We start from the raw sequence: 15,808 nt of genomic DNA on the forward strand, positions 1-15,808 counted from the left end.
CCCATGACCATGCTCGACGCCGGGCCGACCCCGGAGCTCATGTCCGAAGCCGCCCTGCGGCTGCAGCGCTGGGTCTCCGGCTGCTACCCGGGTCCGCGCGACACCGCGCTGGAGATCGTCGCCGAGCCCGGCGCCGACCTCGGCCCCCTGCTCGACTCGGGTCTCGTCACCGAGGACACCTGGATCTTCGCCGACCGGGAGACCGCCGCCGGCCTCGCCGGCGCCACCCCCGCGACCGTGATCCCCACCGACGGCAGCTTCCGGTTCAGCGGGGACGAGATCGTCCTGGCCGACGAGATCTACATCCAGGTCTTCGACTACTCCTCGATCGGCTTCCTCACCGTGGCCGGCCCGACCGTCGTGCGGATCACCGGTGACGAGGACCTCGCCGCCTTCCTCGCCGACGCCGACCGGGCCGTCGCCGAGGGCGTCTTCCCCGAGCAGCTGGCCCACCCGTCGGTCCAGCTGGCCGACCTGACCGCACTGGCGGCCTCCGAGGTGCTCGGCGGCGCGTCCCGGCTGCACCTGGACGAGGACGGCACCCTGCGGACCGGGCCGGGCGCACCGGCCGGGGCCGAGGCGCCGGAGGCCGTGGCGGCGCTGGACGGCGTCCTGACCCCGGGCCTGCTCGCCGAGGCCCACGCCGAGCGCCCCTGGCTGGCCCGCTACGTCCGGGCGCTGGACGCCGTCCGGCGGCTGAACAGCCGCCACCCGGGCAGCATCCAGGTCTCCGGCTTCGGCGTCCGGTTCTGCGAGGGGCTGCCCGCCGGCCCGGTCGAGGACGTGGACGCGCCGCTGGCGGTCGCCGTCGACGGTCGGCCGCACGTGCTGCTCGGGGCCGAGCTGAGGATGTTCCGGGTGAACCGCGAGGCCGCGGTCGTCTTCGACGCGTACAACGCGGTGGCCCCGGAGGAGGCGGAGCGGCTCGCCGCGCAGGCGCTCGGCTTCCTGCCCGAGGCGGTCCGGCAGCTGCACACCGCGGTGGCCGAGCGGCTGGGCCTCCCGACGGGCGGTGCCGCGTGACCACCGCCGTCGCACCTGCCCCCGCGCCCGCCCCCGCGCCCGCCGTCGATGCACTGGCCCTCGACGCACTGGCCGAACTGCCCGGCACCGCCCGCCGACTGGCGGCCGAACTCGGCCCCGACCTGATCGTCGCCGACATGTACGGCGACCACGGCGGCCCGGTCTACCACGCGCTCTCCGCCGCCGACACGGTCGAGATCCCCGACCTGCTCGCCGCCTTCCGCGGCCTGCGCGGCCCGCTGCTCGAACTGGCCTGCGGCTCCGGCAGGTTGACGATCCCGCTGCTGGCCGCCGGCCACCGGGTGACCGGCATCGACAACTCCCGTTCGCTGCTCGACGTGCTGAGCGGCCGGCTGCTGGCCCCGCAGGGCGCCCGGCTGGCCGAGCGGCTGACCGTGGTCGAGGCCGACATGCGCGACCTCGCCCTGGGCAAGGTCTTCGCCGGCGCCCTGCTGGGCACCACCACCGTCGGCCTGCTCGACCCGGCCCTGCGGCCCGAGGTCTTCCGCTCGGTCCGCCGCCACCTGGCCCCCGGCGCGCCGTTCGTCCTCACGGTCCACCTCCCCGAGGAGTCCGGCACCGGGGCCCCGAGCGCCGAGCCCGCCGAGCCCACCGAGACCGTCCGTACGTCCGAACTCGGCGACGCGCAGTGCACGGTGATCTCCCACCTGGTCGCCGACCGCTCCCGCCGCTACGTCACCGTGCTGAAGACGGTCGCCGGCCGGCCGCCGGTCCTGCTGACCTCCGTCGTCCACCTCCCCACCGCCGACGAGCTGGCCGCGGAGCTCGCCGACGCCGGCTTCGAGGCCGAAACCACCCGCCCCGTCCGGGCCACCGCCACCGAGGACGGCTCCGTCCACTCCCTGATCATCGCGAGGAGCATCTGATGGCCGACCGCGCGGACCGCCCGTACCCGCTCTGGGAGATGCTCGTCCCGCCGAGCCAGTTCGCCCGCCCCGACCGGCAGTTGGCCAGTGCCGCGGGCAGCCGCCTGCGGTTCGCCGACGGCCACGAGGTGATGGACGCGACCAGCGGCCTGTGGAACGTCAACCTCGGCTACGGCAACGCGGCCATCGCCGCCGCCATCGGCGAGGCCCTCACCGAGGCCTCCTACCTGAGCCTGTTCCGCTTCGGCCACCGCTACGCCGTCGACGCCGCCGCCCGCCTGGTGGCCGCGGCCGGCGCCGACACCTACCGCCGGGTGCTCTACTCGACCTCGGGCGGCTCCGGCAACGACCTGGTCATGAAGCTCGCCCGCCAGTACGCCGTGCTCAACGGCGACACCCGGCGCACCCTGGTGGTCGGCTTCAAGGGCAGCTACCACGGCCTGACGTACGGGGCGTTCGCGGTGAGCGGCGAGGACCTCGGGCAGCAGATGTACGGGGTCGACGTCCGGCAGGTCCGGCACGTCAGCCCCGACCGCCCGGACGAGCTGGTCCGCCTGATGGAGCGCGAGGGCCACCGGGTCGCCGCCGTCGTGTGCGAGCCGGTCCTCGGCTCCGGGACGCACGTGGTCGCCCCGGAGATGATCGAGGCGCTGCTCAAGCTCCGCGCGGAGTACGGCTTCCTGCTCGTCGCCGACGAGGTCGCCACCGGCTTCGGCCGGACCGGCCCGCTGTTCGCCTCCGGCCTCTGGGCGGACGGGCCGGACCTGCTGCTGACCTCCAAGGGCCTGACCAACGGCACCTGCGCGGCCTCGGCCGTGCTGGTCTCCCACCGGGTGGCGGCCGCCTTCGAGGAGAAGGACGCGATCCTGGTGCACGGCGAGACCCAGGCCGGCTCACCCAGCACCTGTGCGGCGATCTCGGCGACCCTGGACGAGTTCACCCGGCTGGACGCCCTCGCCGCGGGCGCCCGTACGGCGGACCGGCTCGACGCCATCCTGCGCACGCTCCTCGACACCCTGCCCGGCGCCGCCGGCGTCACCGGCACGGGCTGCTTCCGCTCGCTCCGGCTGACGGACGCCGAGGGCGTCCCGCTGGACGCCGCGCGGATCCAGCAGACCATCTCGCTGGTTCGCCTGGAGGGCGCGCTGGTCTACCCGGGCCCCGGCTGCATCCAGCTGATCCCGCCGCTGACCAGCAGCGACGCCGACCTGGACGACCTCGAGCGCGCCCTGCGCGCCGGGCTGGCGACCGCCGCGCGAGAGGTCGGGAACCACCGGTGAACACCGCGACCCTGCCCCCCATGGCGATGTGGCAGCGCCGCACCCGCCTGCACCTGGGGGCGGAGTCGGGCGTCCGGACGCTGGCCCAGGGCCCGTCGGCGGACACCGTCCTGATGACCGACCGCGGCCTGCCCGAGGCCGTGACCGGCCCGCTGGCCGAGGCCGCCCGGGTGGCCTCGGGCGGCCGGCTGCGGACGCTCGCGCTCGACCCGCGGGCCCTCACCCTGGACGCGGTCGAGGAACTCGCCGACGCCGTCAGGGGATCGGCCCGGCTGGTCGCCGTCGGCGGCGGCAGCGTCCTGGACGCCGCGGCCCTGGCCCGGCTGCTGAGCACCGACGGCCAGGCCGCCCGCCGCATCCGGCACGGCGGCCCCCGCCCCGGCCTGGTCGCCCTGACCGGCGCCCCCGCCGCCACGGCCCCGCACGGGGGCGGCCCGGAGCTGGTGGCCGTGCCGACCACGGTCGGAACCGCCGCCGAGGTCAGCTCCGCGGCGACCGTCCTGGTCGACGGTGCCCGCAAGCTCGTCATGGCCGAACCGCTGGCTGCCGACCTCGCGGTCCTCGACCCGCGGGCCACCGCGACCCTGCCCACCGGGCTGCTGCTGGAGGGCGCCCTGGAGGCGCTGTGCCGGCTGCTGAACACCTACCTCCCCGAACCGGGCCGGCACGTCCCCCGGGCCGGCGACGCCGAGGCGCGCTCGCTGCTCGTCCGGCTCGCCGCAGCCGACCACGAGACCGCCTCCGGGCAGGACCTCGCGCCCGCCGCGTCGTCGGAGCTGCGCACCGAACTCGCCCTGCTCAGCGCGCAGACGGTGCTCGGCTGGTCGATGCTGGGCCGCGACCCCTTCGTCGGCAAGGTCTGGTACCTGGCCAACGAGCTGTCCCTCGCCACCGGCGCCCGCAAGATGTCCGCCACCGTTCTCGTGCTGCCCGCCGTCTGGGCCCGCGTCCTGGCCGGGGACACCCGGCTCGGCGACGCCGGCCGACTGCGGACCGCCTGGCAGGCCGTCCGCACCGGCATCCCGGACCTGCCGGAGGACCCGCCGGCCGGAATCGCCGAACTGGCCCGGCGCTGGGGCGTCCCGGCCTGCCCGACGGACGGTCAGGACCCGGCCGTGCTGGCCACCCGCGCCGCCCGGGTCTGGGGAGCGGGTCTGCCGATGCTCGGGGCCTTCCGCACCGCCGAACTGGCCGAGCTCTACACCGACGTCCTGGAAGGGGCCCCCGCAGCATGATCGACTTCACCCTGACCCTGGCCCCGGGGTCCGGCCTCGCCCGGGCCAGCGAGCTGCGGCCGCCGCGCGGTTCCGAGGAGCCGCTCTGGCAGGGCCTGGTGGAACTCGCCTGGCAGCAGGACGAGTCCTCCTCGGCCGAGCGGACCATCTCCCCCGAGGTGGTCGGCGCGTGCGGGGTGGCCCGCAGCGACGTGGTGGTCCGGGCCGCCGGCGAGGCCGTCGAGCGGTTCGCGCTGCGCCCCTCGCCCAGTGACCGGGAGGTCTGGAGCGCGCCTGCGGACGGCGAGCGGCTCGACTTCGCCGCACCCGGGATCGCCCTCGGCAGTGCCGATGCCACGGTCCTCGGCCGCTACCCGGCCCGCCGCCTCGCCGACGACACGGAGGTCCTGGTGCCGGCCGGCCTGGTGGACTACCCGGCGGCCGGCCCGGAGACGGCCGGCTTCGACCCGTCCCCGTCCGGCGCGGCCTCCGGCGACGGCCTCGACATGGCGCTGCGCTCCGCCCTGCTGGAGGTGATCGAGCGGGACGCGGTGATGGTCGCCTGGGCCCGGCGCCTCGCCCTGCCCCGGGTGGACCTCGACGCGAGCCTTCGCGACGCCCCGGCCACCCCCGCCTGGCGCCGGCTGCGGACCGCCCTGGACCTGGCCCGTGAGAGCGGGGTGGAGCCGGTGCTCGCCCGGATCCCGACCGGTGTGCCGGGCGTGGTCTGCGCGGTGGGGATCGTGCTGGACAGCTGCGACGGCCGTCCGCTCGCGGCCGTGGGGTGCAACGCCTCCACCGACTGGGGCCGGACGCTGGCCGGGGCGCTCCAGGAGGCGCTCCAGATCCGGACCGTCCTGCGGCTCACCCGCCGGGCCCCGCAGGACGGGCCCACTCCGTCCGTCGTCACCGAGGACGTCGACCGCGCCCGCTACTTCGCCGACGCGCCCGGCGCCGACGCGGTCGCCCTGTGGTGCTCGGGCTTCGGCGATCCGCAGCCCGTCGGCCACGAGCCCACCGAGAAGCCCACCGAGAAGCCCGCCGAACCCGTCACGGTCGCGCGGCTGGTGAGCGCCCTGCGGGAGCAGGGGGCGGACCCGCTCGCCGTCGACCTCTCGCACCGGCTGCCCGCCGCCCTGCGCCGGATGGGCTGGGCGGCCGTCAAGGTCGTCCCGGTCGGCCTCCAGCCGCTGCGGATGGACGAGCGCACGCCGTTCGGCTGGAACCACCCCCGACTGGCCTCGGCGGAACAGCGCACCGGAATAAGCGCCCTGAACAACGGTGAACCGCTGTGGGCGCCCCATCCGCTCATCTAGAGTGTGCAGCTGCTCGACCCGCCTTCCCCCACCGGCCGGTGACATTTCCTTAGGAGCAAGCGGTCATGGCGATCCTGACAATTCGTGTCCTCGCCGACCAGGCGTCGGACGCGGCCTTCTCGCCCCCCGAGACGGCGTCGATCCGCCTGGTCGCGCGGCTGCCCGCCCAGTGGCGGTGCACGCCGGTGATGGCGGGCGGCGGGTTCACCCTCGAGATCGAGACCCCGGACGGGGAGCCGCCGGCGGCGGACACGCAGGCGATCGACCGGGCCTTCGCGGAAGCCGGGCTGAACGGGTGGTACCTGGCGGAGGTCTCCTGAGCCCCGCCTTCGATCCCCGCCCGGCTCAGATCCACCCGCGTTCCCGGGCGGCGAGCGCGCCCTGGACCCGGCTGGTGGCGCCCAGGCGGCGCATCAGTTCCGCGACGTGGCCGCGGTAGGTGCGCACGGAGATGTTCAGCTCCCGTGCGCCGGCCTCGTCCTTGTCGACCTTCACCATGATCCGCAGCACCCGCTGCTCGATCTCGCTCAGCCGCTCCTCGTCCAGGCTGGTCGCGCCCTCCCAGAACCGTTCGAACAGCGCGAGCAGGCTCGACAGCATGCCGGCCTGGTGCACCACCAGGGCGCCCTTCGAGCTGTCCTGCGGGTCGATCGGGACGAGGGCCGTCCGCCGGTCGAAGATCAGCATGCGTTCCAGCGGGCCGTCCGCGGCGCGGATCCGCACCCCCTGGGAGGAGAGTTCCCGCAGGTAGTCGGCGGTGAGCCGGTCATCCAGGGCGTTGGCGCGGACGACCGTGCGCATCTCGACGCCGCGTCGCAGGCAGCGCAGGTCCACCTCCCGGGTCGCCTCGATCGCCGCCGGGGACAGCACGCCCTTCGCCTGGACGGAGAGCAGCTCGTGGTGGGTGAAGAAGGTCAGCTCGTCGATGCGCGCGCGGACGTCGTCGAGCCCCTCGATCCGCTCCACGCCCGCGGGCACCGCGTTGCGCACACCGTCCTGCTGGTCCTTGAGCAGCACGCTCGCCACGTGGCGGGAGGAGATCACCTCCCGCAGCTCGTTCTGGAGCTCGGCCAGCCGCTGCTCCACGAGCCGCTCGACCACCACCGCCGCATCGGTGGCGCTGAGCCGCTGCTGCCGGTCGATCTTGATCATTCCCCGCTCCTCCAGCCGGTCGACGACCGGCTGGAGGGTGTCCGGGTCCAGCGCGCAGCTCAGGGCGAGGGCCTCCAGTCCGAGGCCCGGGGCGCAGAGAACCGCCCGGTAGATCCGTTCCTCATCCGGCGACACCGCCAGATGCGTCAAAACGCCGTGCTCCATAACGCCCCCGAGGTATAACAAATCAGAGGGCCTCGTCCCTGGCCCCCTGGTCACGCCAGTCGATCGTATTCCACTACGTGGACATTCAAGATCGCTGCTGCGGGGTAATTTCCGGAACGCCGATAAATGATGACGCATCAGTAATATCCCACCGGAAATAGCGGGGAGCGCCCCGCCGTTTTCCCGGCTTCCGCCGTTCTTCCGGTGAGGCGCTCCCCGCTCCGATACGGGCCCGGCGTCAGCTCGGCAGGTGCGCGTCCGCCGGGATGGTGCCGAGGCGGCCGGCCTGGAAGTCCTCCATGGCCTGCTGGAGCTCGCGGTGGCTGTTCATGACGAACGGGCCGTAGTGCGCGACGGGCTCGCGGATCGGGAGGCCGCCGAGGAGGACGACCTCGAAGTTGTCGTCGCGGGAGTCCTGCTTCTCGTCGGCGCGCAGGGTGATCGAGTCGCCGTCGCCGAAGACGACGGCCTGGCCCCGGTGGAAGGGGCGGTGGTCGGTGCCGGCCGCGCCGTTGCCCGCGAGGCCGTAGGCGAGGGCGTTGAAGTCGGAGCGCCAGGGCAGGGTGATCTGGGCGCCGGGGTTGATCGAGGCGTGGATCATGGTGATCGGGGTGAAGGTGGTGCCCGGGCCCTGGTGGCCGTCCAGCTCGCCGGCGATGACGCGCAGCAGCGCGCCGCCGTCCTCGGAGCTGAGCAGCTTGACGCTGCCGCCGCGGATGTCCTGGTACTTCGGGGCGATCATCTTGTCCGAGGCGGGCAGGTTCACCCACAGCTGGAGGCCGTGGAAGAGGCCGCCGGACCGCACCAGCGACTCCGGCGGGGTCTCGATGTGGAGCAGGCCCGAGCCGGCCGTCATCCACTGGGTGTCGCCGTCGGTGATGGTGCCGCCGCCGCCGTGCGAGTCCCGGTGGATGAACGTTCCGTCAATGATGTAGGTGACCGTCTCGAAGCCGCGGTGCGGGTGCCAAGGGGTTCCCTTGGGCTCACCGGCCGCATAGTCCACCTCGCCCATCTGGTCCATCATGATGAACGGGTCGAGGTACTTCTGGTTGATCTTGGCGAAGGCGCGGCGGACGGGGAAGCCCTCGCCCTCGAAGCCCTCGGGGGCGGTGGCCACGGCGAGGACCGGACGGGCGGTCGAAGCGGCGGCGTCCGGGGTGGTCACGCGCGGCAGGGTCAGCGGGTTCTCGACGGTCACGGCGGGCATGTCGGCCTCCTTCGGGGGGTCCTCTCGGCCTTCGTCCACGAGAATAGTTCAATCCTCAACAACAAGCAAGTTGAAAGTTGAACCAAATGGTGACGAGGGAGCCGGGGCTCCTCTCCCAAGGATGGGTCAGCCGTACATCCGGCGCATGGTGAAGTCGACCATCTGTTCCACCGCCTTGGCGTCGAACACCATCCGGTGCTCGCCCTCCATGTCCAGGGCGAAGCCGTAGCCGGTCGGCAGCAGGTCCAGCACCTCGGCGCCCGTGACGGTGAAGTGCTTGGACTCCTTGCCGGCGTAGCGGCGCAGCTCCTTGAGCGAGCTGAACATCGGGATCACCGGCGTGGGGGTGTTGTGCAGCGCCAGGAAGCCGGGGCGCTCGCCGCGCGGGCAGTGGACCTTGGAGGTGATGAAGATCGCCTGGAAGTCCTCGACCGCCATCGAGCCCGTGGTGAAGGCCCTGACCGCGTCCGCGAGTGAGGGGGGCGAGGGCTCGGGGTACAGGGACTGCTGGGGGGCCTGTCCCTGTGCGCCGTAGGCGTCCGGTCCGGGCATGCCGCCCATGCCCGGCTGCGGACCCGCCTGCTGCTGGTAGGGGTCGCCCGGGTATGCGTTCTGGTCATATCCGTACACACGGACAGGCTAGCGGGAGCGCACCCGCCTGTGCGGGCGTCGATCCTGACAAGGAGTGGTCGTCCCGCCTTGTGGGACGTGACCACGTTCATATCGGATTTGCCGTCAGGGGCTTGCCCAAGTTACCGCCGGGTAGCATCATGATGCCTACTGGTGGGTACGGGACGCCCGAACGCGGCGGTCTCCCGGAAGCGACGAACCGGAGAAAACGGCCATGGGTCACTACAAGTCCAACCTGCGGGACGTGGAGTTCAACCTCTTCGAGGTGTTCGGCCGCGAGCAGGTCTACGGCACCGGACCGTTCGCGGACATGGACGTCGAGACCGCGAAGGAGATCCTCAGCGAGATCGCGCGCCTCGCCGAGAACGACCTCGCCGCGTCCTTCGCCGACACCGACCGCAACCCGCCGGTCTTCGACCCGGAGACCAACACCGCTCCGATCCCGGCCACGTTCAAGAAGAGCTACCAGACCTACATGGACGCCGAGTGGTGGCGCCTGGGCATCCCGGAGTCCATCGGCGGCCAGGTCACCCCGAACTCCCTGATCTGGGCCTTCGCCGAGCAGATCCTGGGCTCCAACCCCGCCATCTGGATGTACTCCTCCGGCCCGGCCTTCGCCGGCGTCATCGCCGAGGAGGGCACCGAGGAGCAGCACGCGGTCGCCCTGCGGATGACCGACCGCCTGTGGGGCTCCACCATGGTCCTCACCGAGCCCGACGCGGGCTCCGACGTGGGCGCCGGCCGCACCAAGGCGATCCAGCAGGAGGACGGCTCCTGGCACATCGAGGGTGTGAAGCGCTTCATCACCTCGGGCGAGCACGACATGTCCGAGAACATCATCCACATGGTGCTGGCCCGCCCCGAGGGCGGTAAGCCGGGCACCAAGGGCCTGGGCCTGTTCATCGTCCCCAAGTTCGACTTCGACTGGGAGACCGGCGAGCTCGGCGAGCGCAACGGCGTCTACGCCACCAACGTCGAGCACAAGATGGGCCTCAAGGCCTCCAACACGTGCGAGATGACCTTCGGTGCCAAGCACCCGGCCAAGGGCTGGCTGCTCGGCGAGAAGGTCGACGGCATCCGCCAGATGTTCAAGATCATCGAGTTCGCCCGCATGATGGTCGGCACGAAGGCCATCGCCACCCTCTCCACCGGCTACCTGAACGCGCTGGAGTACGCCAAGGAGCGCGTGCAGGGCGCCGACATCTCGCAGTTCCTGGACAAGACCGCCCCGCGCGTCACCATCACCCACCACCCCGACGTGCGCCGCTCGCTGCTCACCCAGAAGGCCTACGCCGAGGGCATGCGCGCGCTGGTCCTGTTCACCGCGTCCACCCAGGACGACATGACGGTCGCCAAGCTGCGCGGCGAGCACGACGAGGCCGCCGAGCGCCTCAACGACCTGCTCCTGCCGATCGTCAAGGGCTACGGCTCCGAGAAGTCGTACGAGCAGCTCGCCCAGTCGCTGCAGACCTTCGGCGGCTCCGGGTACCTGCAGGAGTACCCGATCGAGCAGTACATCCGCGACGCCAAGATCGACACCCTCTACGAGGGCACCACGGCGATCCAGGGCCAGGACTTCTTCTTCCGCAAGATCGTCAAGGACGGCGGCCAGGCGCTGACCGCCCTGTCCGAGCAGATCCAGAAGTTCCTGGGCTCCGCCGAGGGCGGCGACGCCCTCGCCGTCGAGCGCGACCTGCTGGCCAAGGCCGCGGGCGACCTGGAGGCCATCGTCGGCAAGCTGCTGGCGGACCTGACCTCGGTCGAGCAGGACGTCAAGAACATGTACAAGGTGGGCCTCAACACCACCCGCCTGCTCATGGTCTGCGGCGACGTCGTCATCGGCTGGCTGCTGCTGCGCCAGGCCGCGGTGGCCCTGGCCAAGCTGGAGGCCGGCGCCTCGGAGAAGGACGTGCCGTTCTACCAGGGCAAGGTCGCGGCGGCCCGCTTCTTCGCCAAGAACATCCTCCCGACCGTCGCCCCGCAGCGGGTGATCGCCGAGGGTATCGACAACGAGATCATGGAGCTGGCGGAGGAGGCTTTCTAAGCCCTCCCCCCTTCTGAACCGCCTGACGAAACCCTCACACCGAAGGGCCCGGCTGCCACCGGGCCCTTCGGTGTTTCCCCGTGCGGCTTCCTCATGCGCTCCGCAGGGCCGTGAGCGGGTCCGTACGGGCCGCGCGCAGAGCCGGGTAGAGGCCGGCGAGCAGGCCGACCACCGAGCCGATCAGCGGGGCGGGCAGGGTGGTCGCGGGCTGGAGGACGGCCGTCCACTCGCGGGCGGCGGCCACGGCGACCACCGTCACCACGCCCAGGCCCGTGCCGACCAGGCCGCCGAGGGTGCCCAGGGCCGTCGACTCGGTGAGGAACTGGGCGGCGATGTGCCCGGTACGGGCGCCCAGCGAGCGGCGCAGGCCGATCTCCGGCGTCCGCTCCAGCACGGCGACCAGCGTGGTGTTGGCGATCCCGACCGCGCCGACCAGCAGGCAGATCCCGGCCAGGGCCAGGAACAGGCCGGTGAGGTCCGAGGTCACGCCGTCCTGGAGGCTGTGCGGATCCGGCGGCGGGACGACGGTGAAGGACTCCGGGGCGTCCGGCCGCAGGGCCAGCGGGAGCTGGGCGGCGACCACCCCGGCCGCGCCGACCCGCGTCGAGACCAGCCCCTGCGCGCCGCGCTCCGGCTGCGGGGCGGGGTTGCCGTACCGCTCCAGCGCCGTACCGGCCGGGACGATCAGGCCGAGCAGCGCGCCCGGCTGTCGCTGGACGTCCGAGTAGATCCCGACGACGGTGTACGGGACGCGGTCGATGAACACCGCCGGCTGGGCGTCGAGCCGGCTCACCCCGAGGCGCTTGGCGGCGGCCTCGCTGAGCAGGACCACCGGTTGGGCCGTTTTCTGGACGAACTCGTCGAGCGTCACTCCAGCGGTCAGGGTCGGCTCCATCGCGGCCACCGCGCCGGGGGTGGCCGCGAGGACGGACAGGCCCGTGCCCTCGTTCGGGCCGTCCGGGCGGCTGGAGATCGCCGGGGCGCCGGGCACCGGCCACCAGACGCCGCCCGCGCGGACGCCGTCGATCATGGAGATCCGGCGGTCGGCGTCGGCGGGGAAGCTGCTCGGCGGGTTGACGCCGGGGGCGGTGCCGTCGGTGCGGGGCAGGTCGGTCACGGTGACGGTGGTGGCCCTGGTGAGGCTGAACCGCTCGCCGATCTGGCCGGTGGCCGTCGCGGTCAGGCCGAGGACGGCGACGAAGGCGCCGATGCCGAGCACCGTACCGAGCATGGTGAGCACCGAGCGGCCCGGGCGCTGGAGGATGCCGGACAGGGCCTCGGAGAGCAGGTCGCGCGGGCTCAGCCGGGAGGGCGGCTCGGGGAGCAGGGCCCGGCCGCGTCGTCGCCGGATCACTGGACGGCCGCCTCCGCCTCGGTCAGTACGCCGTCGTGGATGGTCACCCGGCGCCGGGAGCGGGCGGCCACGGCCGGGTCGTGGGTGATGACGACCAGGGTGTAGCCCTGCTCGTGCAACTCGTCGAACTGGGCGAGGACGGCCCCGGCGTTGGCCGAGTCCAGATTGCCGGTCGGCTCGTCGCACAGCAGCAGGCTCGGCCGGTTCACCAGGGCCCGGGCGATCGCCACGCGCTGGCGCTCCCCGCCGGACATCGTCCCGGGCAGGGCGTCGGTGCGGTGGCCGAGGCCGACCAGGCGCAGCGCCTCCAGGGCGGCCCCGCCGCGGGCGCGGCGGGGGGTGCGGTTGTAGACCTGGGCGAGGAGGACGTTCTCCTCGGCGGTGCGGTGCGCCAGCAGGTGGAAGGACTGGAAGACGAAGCCGATCCGGCGCCCGCGCAGGGTGGAGCGGTCCTTGTCGCCCAGGCTCCCGGTGTCGATGCCGTCCAGTTCGTAGCGGCCGGAGGTGGGGGTGTCCAGCAGGCCGAGCAGGTGCAGCAGGGTGGACTTGCCGGAGCCGGACGGGCCGGTGACGGCCAGGTACTCGCCGCGGCGGACGGTCAGGTCGGTGGGGCGCAGCGCGACCACGGGCGGGCGGCCGGGGTGGGTGCGGCCGACGCCGTCCAGGGCGATGACGGGCGGTTCGGTCCCTGCGTCGGTCACTTGCCGACCACCACCTGGTCGCCGGGCTTGAGGCTCGCGCCCTCCGCCGGGGTGACGGCCACCAGGCCGTCGGCGGTGACACCGGTGGTGACCGGGACGGTGGTGCGGTTCCCGGCGGCGTCCACCGTGGTGACGGAGGTCCGGCCGGCCGCGTTGGTGGAGACGGCGGCGACCGGCACCGCCGTGACGGGGGCGCCCGCTTTGGCCTTCAGGACGGTGAGGCGGACGTTCTTGCCGCTCATCGCGGCGGGCAGCGGGGCGTTCGGGGTGATCGTCACCGGGACGTAACTCTGGCCGCCCGGCTGGCCGTTGGGCTGCGCACCCGCCTGCGCACCTGCCTGCGCACCTGCCTGCCCGGCCGGGGCCCCGCCACCCTCCGGGCCGGACTTGCCGCCCGCCGCGCCGCCGAGGGTGATCACCTTGCCGGCCGGGGGAGCGGTGGTCGGGGCGCCGACCTCGGCGACGGTGCCGGGGACGATGGTGCCGGTGTCCTCGGCGAGCAGCTCGACGGCCATGCCCGGCCTCACGCCCGCCGCCTGGGCGGGGGTGAGCTGCCCGGTGGCGGCCAGGCCCCCGCTGGTGAGCGAGAGCAGGGTGCCGGAGACGGGCGAGCCGACCGAGCCGTTGACGGCCGTGACGGTCGCCGGGAGGGCGGGCAGGAACAGCACGTGCGCGGCCGGGACCATCGGGCCGTTGGCGGCCCTGGCCTTGGCGAGGGCGGCCTGGTCGGTGGCCAACTGCTTCCTGGCGGAGGCGAGTTGCTGGTCGAGGTCTCCCGCCGGGGGCTGCTGGGGCTGCGCGGTGGGGGCGGCCGAGGCCGTGCCGCCCTTCTTTCTCTCCGTCAGCCCGTCCACCGTCTGCTTGTCCGCGTCCACCGCCTTCTGCGCCGTGTCCACGGCCTGCTGGGTGGTGGCACCGGTGGTCGGCACCGGATAGCCGAGGTCGCCGTAGAAGGCCGACACCGCGGCGGCCGTGCCCGGCCCGAACGTCCCCTTCTCGTCCCCACCGCTCCCGTGCCCCAACCCGGCCAGGGCATCCTGGAGTTCGGCCACATCGGGCCCGGTGCTGCCCGGCTTGAGGTCGCGGAACGCGGGCACGGCCCCGGGCAGGGCGAACAGCGGCTGCCCGGACACCTCGGCGAGCAGCCTCCCGGCCACGACGCTGTCCCCCGGCTTCACGGCCAGCTTGGAGACGAACAGCTGGGTGATGTCCGCCGAGGCGGCGGCCGGGGCCACGTTGTACTGCGCGGGCGGGTACACCACCGCGCGCGCCGCGATCGACGGCGTCAGCACCTGGCTGACCACCGGCGCCGTGAGCAGACTGTTCGCCGGCGGCGCCGTCCGCGCCGCCCGCTCCGCCGGCGACTTCACCAGCGTGGCCGCCCCCACCCCGCCCACCGCCACCAGCGCGGCGGCCAGCGCCACCCCCAGCAGCACCCGCCTCCGCCGCGCGGCCCGCGAACGTGCGGGCGGCTCCAGGGCGCCGGCCGGTTCGTCGGCGGTCATCGTCGTCGTGGTCAACTGAGTTCTCTCCCCGGGGACTTCACTGCTCGTCAGTGTCATCTTCCGGCTGTCGGAGGGCCGTAAACGAACAGGGGCGCAATCAACCCCGGCCCCTGGTGGCGACCTGGGCCGCCCGGCGCAGCAGATCGTCCTTCCGCTGCCGGTAGGCGGCGAGTTCGGCAGCCTTGGCCTCCAGGTACTGCTTGTCGTACGCGCTCTGGAGGGCGACGAGCACGCCGACGGTGTTGTGGGCGAGCTTGCAGGCGATGTCGGCGGTGGCCGTCGCGATCTCGTTCGGGGTCGCGGCGCGGCTGTCGTGCCACCTCGGGTCGCCGAGGGCCGCCATCGGGTCCGGGTAGTCGAAGCCCCTGTCCTTCATGCAGGTCGACCAGGCGGCGTAGGCGTCCGTCAGCCGGGCGTCACCCGCAGGGATCTTCGGTCCGCCGTCGGGCAGGGCGGCGTCGCCGAGCGGGAACTCCTCGCCTCGGAAGGCTTCGCGGCCCTTGGCGGCGCAGCCGCCCGGCGGTACGGGCCTGCCGCCGACCCTGGTCACCGGCTGACGGGTGGCCGGGTCGTCGCCGTTCAGCGCGCTCAGCTCCTCGGCGGAGGGCGGTGGCCCGTCCGTGCCGGGCTGTCGGGCGGGCAGCCGCACGAAGGTGTCGTACCCCTTGGTGGAGGCCCCGGCGACGTCGAAGTACCCGTAGAGCCCGCTGCGGGTCAGCCGCGTCACGGGCGCCTCGTCCACCCCGAGGGCGATCGTCGGCCGCGCGGTGAACCCGAAGCCCCTCATGCACTCGGCCATCACCGCGTCCTGGGCCTGGAGCACCAGCCGGGCCTGCTCCGGGGTCACCCGGTAGGGGTCGGTCGGGTAGGAGACCTGCTCCGGCGCCGTGACGCTCGGTACGGGGCCCAGCGGCGGGGGTCCGGGTTTCGCGGAGCCGCCCGCCGTGGTGCCGGAGCAGCCGGCCGCGGCGGCGGCGAGCAGAGCGGCGGAGAGGAGGCGGGCACCGGCCGATCTCCTTGCGTTCCCCGGAAGTTCGCGCCGGGCGGCGGCGGGGGCGGGATGCGGGGTGGTTCGCATGGGGCCCATCCTGACGCGGGTGGGGCGAGGTGAACAGGAGGTTGGGTCCCAACATCCCGTTCTCGCAGGGGACTTGAGGGCGTCCGTCGCGATCGCCCGGTTCGGCGGCAGCCGGGTGGGCCGCGAGATCGGTCACTCAGGGTGATGAACGGAAGGAGGGTGTTCGGACGTGGTCGGCAGTGTGTCCGTGTTCCGCGTCCTCTGGGATGTTCCGAATGTCCTGTCCGTGTACGGGCATATGCTCAAGGTGCC

14 protein-coding genes are annotated in these 15,808 nt (G+C 73.5%); 7 read left to right on the plus strand and 7 right to left on the minus strand.

Translation table 11 applies throughout. The features are described from left to right. Positions 1-3: 3 nt before the first annotated feature. The 6 genes from mpaB to ACIBCA_RS14300 all read left to right on the plus strand — a co-directional run bounded on the left by mpaB (position 4) and on the right by ACIBCA_RS14300 (position 6,040). Positions 4-1,023 carry a daptide biosynthesis RiPP recognition protein gene (gene mpaB, locus ACIBCA_RS14275; protein WP_396283161.1) on the plus strand — a complete coding sequence of 340 codons (1,020 nt, stop codon included), beginning with the start codon at positions 4-6 and terminating at the stop codon, positions 1,021-1,023. Next, positions 1,020-1,910 carry a daptide-type RiPP biosynthesis methyltransferase gene (mpaM, locus tag ACIBCA_RS14280; protein WP_396283162.1) on the plus strand — a complete coding sequence of 297 codons (891 nt, stop codon included), beginning with the start codon at positions 1,020-1,022 and terminating at the stop codon, positions 1,908-1,910. The genes mpaB and mpaM overlap by 4 nt, the downstream gene beginning before the upstream one ends. Continuing rightward, positions 1,910-3,190, plus strand: coding sequence for a daptide-type RiPP biosynthesis aminotransferase (gene mpaD, locus ACIBCA_RS14285; protein WP_396283163.1), 1,281 nt, complete (start codon positions 1,910-1,912; stop codon positions 3,188-3,190). The genes mpaM and mpaD overlap by 1 nt, the downstream gene beginning before the upstream one ends. Positions 3,191-3,210: 20 nt before the next feature. Beyond that, on the plus strand, positions 3,211-4,425 hold the full coding sequence (locus tag ACIBCA_RS14290; protein ID WP_396283164.1) for an iron-containing alcohol dehydrogenase: 1,215 nt from the start codon (positions 3,211-3,213) through the stop codon (positions 4,423-4,425). After that, positions 4,422-5,720 (plus strand): YcaO-like family protein, encoded by a 1,299-nt coding sequence (locus ACIBCA_RS14295; RefSeq protein WP_396283165.1) that lies wholly within the window; start codon positions 4,422-4,424, stop codon positions 5,718-5,720. Before ACIBCA_RS14290 ends, ACIBCA_RS14295 begins: the two co-directional genes overlap by 4 nt. Positions 5,721-5,785: 65 nt before the next feature. After that, positions 5,786-6,040, plus strand: coding sequence for a hypothetical protein (locus ACIBCA_RS14300; RefSeq protein ID WP_396283166.1), 255 nt, complete (start codon positions 5,786-5,788; stop codon positions 6,038-6,040). Positions 6,041-6,065: 25 nt separating this feature from the next. On the opposite strand, the gene ACIBCA_RS14305 is transcribed toward ACIBCA_RS14300, so the two are convergent. The 3 genes from ACIBCA_RS14305 to ACIBCA_RS14315 form a co-directional block, all read right to left on the minus strand. Beyond that, entirely contained in the window at positions 6,066-7,022 is a 957-nt protein-coding gene (locus tag ACIBCA_RS14305; protein ID WP_396283167.1) for a LuxR C-terminal-related transcriptional regulator, read from the minus strand. 253 nt (positions 7,023-7,275) lie between these two features. Further along, positions 7,276-8,244 (minus strand): pirin family protein, encoded by a 969-nt coding sequence (locus ACIBCA_RS14310; protein ID WP_396283168.1) that lies wholly within the window; start codon positions 8,242-8,244, stop codon positions 7,276-7,278. 126 nt (positions 8,245-8,370) lie between these two features. After that, on the minus strand, positions 8,371-8,874 hold the full coding sequence (locus ACIBCA_RS14315) for an SseB family protein (protein ID WP_031072267.1): 504 nt from the start codon (positions 8,872-8,874) through the stop codon (positions 8,371-8,373). 214 nt (positions 8,875-9,088) lie between these two features. Between ACIBCA_RS14315 and ACIBCA_RS14320 the strand changes: the two genes are divergently transcribed. After that, entirely contained in the window at positions 9,089-10,918 is a 1,830-nt protein-coding gene (locus tag ACIBCA_RS14320; RefSeq protein WP_396283169.1) for an acyl-CoA dehydrogenase, read from the plus strand. A gap of 91 nt (positions 10,919-11,009) precedes the next feature. Here the strand turns inward: ACIBCA_RS14320 and ACIBCA_RS14325 are convergent, their stop codons facing one another. From ACIBCA_RS14325 to ACIBCA_RS14340, 4 genes are all read right to left on the minus strand, one after another. Next, on the minus strand, positions 11,010-12,272 hold the full coding sequence (locus tag ACIBCA_RS14325) for an ABC transporter permease (RefSeq protein WP_396283170.1): 1,263 nt from the start codon (positions 12,270-12,272) through the stop codon (positions 11,010-11,012). Beyond that, positions 12,269-12,973 (minus strand): ABC transporter ATP-binding protein, encoded by a 705-nt coding sequence (locus tag ACIBCA_RS14330; RefSeq protein ID WP_396283171.1) that lies wholly within the window; start codon positions 12,971-12,973, stop codon positions 12,269-12,271. The genes ACIBCA_RS14325 and ACIBCA_RS14330 overlap by 4 nt, the downstream gene beginning before the upstream one ends. After that, a complete protein-coding gene (locus ACIBCA_RS14335; protein WP_396283172.1) occupies positions 12,970-14,493 on the minus strand; it encodes a peptidoglycan-binding protein in 1,524 nt (507 codons plus the stop codon). The genes ACIBCA_RS14330 and ACIBCA_RS14335 overlap by 4 nt, the downstream gene beginning before the upstream one ends. Positions 14,494-14,575: 82 nt before the next feature. Continuing rightward, positions 14,576-15,556, minus strand: coding sequence for a hypothetical protein (locus ACIBCA_RS14340; RefSeq protein ID WP_396283173.1), 981 nt, complete (start codon positions 15,554-15,556; stop codon positions 14,576-14,578). Between the last annotated feature and the right edge of the window lie 252 nt (positions 15,557-15,808).

The sequence above is a fragment of the Kitasatospora sp. NPDC051170 genome, from assembly GCF_044455705.1.
Classification (GTDB): domain Bacteria; phylum Actinomycetota; class Actinomycetes; order Streptomycetales; family Streptomycetaceae; genus Kitasatospora.